Annotated in this window: 2 protein-coding genes; one reads left to right on the forward strand and one right to left on the reverse strand. The window is 74.7% G+C overall.

From position 1 onward, the window contains the following. Window positions 1–1,153 precede the first annotated feature (1,153 nt). Window positions 1,154–2,407: an MFS transporter gene (locus AAHZ94_RS32440; protein WP_349997290.1), complete on the forward strand. Its 1,254-nt coding sequence runs from the start codon at window positions 1,154–1,156 to the stop codon at window positions 2,405–2,407. Here the strand turns inward: AAHZ94_RS32440 and AAHZ94_RS32445 are convergent. After that, the coding region (locus AAHZ94_RS32445) for a hypothetical protein (protein WP_349997289.1) at window positions 2,353–2,582 on the reverse strand (230 nt) is incomplete at its 5' end. The genes AAHZ94_RS32440 and AAHZ94_RS32445 overlap by 55 nt on opposite strands.

Genomic DNA, 2,582 nt, shown 5'->3' on the forward strand with positions numbered 1-2,582 from the left:
CCCCCCCCCCCCCTTTTTTTTTTCCCCCCCCACCCGTCTCGTGGGCTCGGATATGTGTATAGGGGGCTCGGATATGTGTATAAGAGACAGCACCCGGCGTACGCGCCGACACCGCCGGGCCCCGAGACGAGGCCGCCGCCGCGCGGGCCGCCCCTATCCGAGCCCCCTCCCCTACCGCGCGAGCCACCTCTTCGCCGCCCGCCTCCTCACCACCTGCCGCCACGGGCTCACGCGAGGCCCGCGCCGCATCCCCCGCCGCAGCCACCGCGCCAGAGGCAGCAGCGGGCGTAGCCCCGGCCTCAGTGCCAGCCCCAGCCCCAGACGTGGCCCCAGACGCAGCCGTGCGCGATGCCGCTGGCGTGCGCGGACTACCCAGTGAACCCGGGGTGTTCGGCGTTCCTGCGCGGGGCTCCGGCGCGGTGCGGGCCTCGGGCTGGTGGTGCGGCGTACCTCCGAGGGACGTCCGATCACCGCTGGCCCCCACCGGGGTTGCTCCCGCGGCAGACGGGGCCCCTTCAGTGCCCGGGTGGGCCGCGGCGGAAGGAGGGGCGGGCGTGCCGGACGGGGGCGGGGTCGAGGGGGGTTGCCGCATGGCGCCCGATGTGGTCGACGTGACTTTTTCCTTGCCCTGGCGTGACACGGAACCTCCTGACCTGCATTAATGCGCTGGTGGATTGATTATGGACGTGTTGTGCATTGGACGCATGAGGGGGCCTTGCCTACCGTCGTGGACATGCCTCCTGCTGATACCGAGGCGTCCACCGACTTCCGAGTGGGCGCCTCCACCGCGCCGTCCCCCATCCACGCGACGACCACGCCCGCGCCGTCGAGCCGTTCGGGCCGCATGACGGCCCCCGGCAGTGCGTGCCCCGGCGCCACCAGCGCCTCCCAGCACCGCACCATGGCGCCCCGCACCACCGGCTCCGCCAACCGAGCCGACCGCATGGTGCACACCGACTGCGTCGACGGCCCCCACCGCGCCCCGCGCGGCGAGCACGCCCACCAGGCGGTGGCCCCCAAGGCCCACCCCTGCGGCACCCACAGCGCGGAAGCAGCTCAGGCATCGACCTCGAACTCCCCTGCCACGCAGGCGAGTTCAGTGGACGGGCGCAGCTCCAGTCGGGTAGTGGCCAGTGGCGGTGCCGGCAACGGCATGGGGCGGGGGTCCGCCGGGACGGGAGAGACGGATGCCGAGGGCGGCAAGCTGCGTCCCGGTGGGCCGGGATATCGGCGGATGAGCCTGGGGCTCTTCGCGGCAGGCATCTCCACCTTCGCGCTGTTGTATTCCACGCAGGCGCTGCTGCCCGCGATCTCCGGCGACCTCGGAGTGACGCCGGGTCAGGCGAGCTGGACCGTATCGGCAGCCACCGGCGCGCTCGCGCTCGCCGTGCTGCCGCTCAGTGCGCTCTCCGAACGGTTCGGCCGGCGCACCCTGATGACCGTGTCGCTGGGCATCGCCGCGGTCGTCGCGCTGCTCACCCCGTTCGCACCCAACCTGGGTTGGCTGATCGCGCTGCGGGCGGTGCAGGGCGCGGCGCTGGCCGGGGTGCCGGCATCCGCGATGGCCTACCTCGCGGAAGAGGTCCGGGCCAAGGCGCTGGTCGGCGCGATCGGCCTGTTCGTCGCCGGTAACAGCATCGGCGGTATGACCGGGCGCATCCTCACCGGCTGGGTGGCCCAGGCCTGGGGCTGGCGCGCCGCGCTGGCATCGGTCGGACTGCTCGCCGCGGCGTGCGCGGTGGCGTTCCGGCTGCTGGTGCCGCCGGCCCGGCACTTCGCTGCGCAGCCGGCCGGGCCGCGGGCGCTGGCCCGCACCATCGGCGGCCATCTGGCAGATCCGCTGCTGCGACGCCTGTACGCGATCGGGGCGCTGTTCATGACCGTGTTCGGCGCGGTCTACACCGTCATCGGCTACCGGCTGGTCGCCGAGCCGTTCGGGCTGCCGCAGGGCGTGGTCGGTTCGATCTTCCTGGTCTACCTGGTGGGCACCCTCTCCTCGGCCGCGGCGGGGCGGTTGGTCGGTCGGCTGGGGCGGCGCGGTGCGCTGTACCTGGCGGTGGGGACCACGTCGCTCGGGCTGCTGCTGTCGCTGGCGGATGCGCTGCTCGCGGTGGTGCTCGGGCTGGTGTTGATCACCGCGGGATTCTTCGCCGGGCACGCGGTGGCCTCCTCGTCGGTCAGCCGCACCGCGACCACCGGCCGCGCCCAGGCGTCCGCGCTCTACCAGTCCGCGTACTACCTGGGCAGCAGCGCGGGCGGCACGTTGGGCGCCATGGCCTTCCACACGGCGGGGTGGGAGGGCACCGTGGTCCTCGGGCTCGCGGCGATGGTCGGGGCGGCGGGCATCACGCTCTACGCGACGCGTCGGGCGCTGGCCGAGCGGCGGGCCCTGGCGACGGCGCGCTGACCAGCGGCGCCACCACCGTCCCGCGTACCCACCGCCCGCGGGGGGGGGGGCCCCGGCCGGCGCGGCGGGGGGGGGGGGGGGGGGGGGGGCCCCCCCCGCGGGGGGGGGGGCGGGGGGGGCGCGCCGATATCGCTGTTGCCACGGCGCGAGGGGGTGTGGCCGTGGCAGGTGCTGA

The sequence above is a fragment of the Streptomyces sp. HSW2009 genome (genome assembly GCF_040240285.1).
GTDB lineage: Bacteria > Actinomycetota > Actinomycetes > Streptomycetales > Streptomycetaceae > Streptomyces.

Excerpts from the sequence above, each read along its gene's own strand:
- AAHZ94_RS32440 (WP_349997290.1), top strand. The coding sequence starts at position 1,154 with ATGGGGCGGGGGTCCGCCGGGACGGGAGAGACGGATGCCGAGGGCGGC.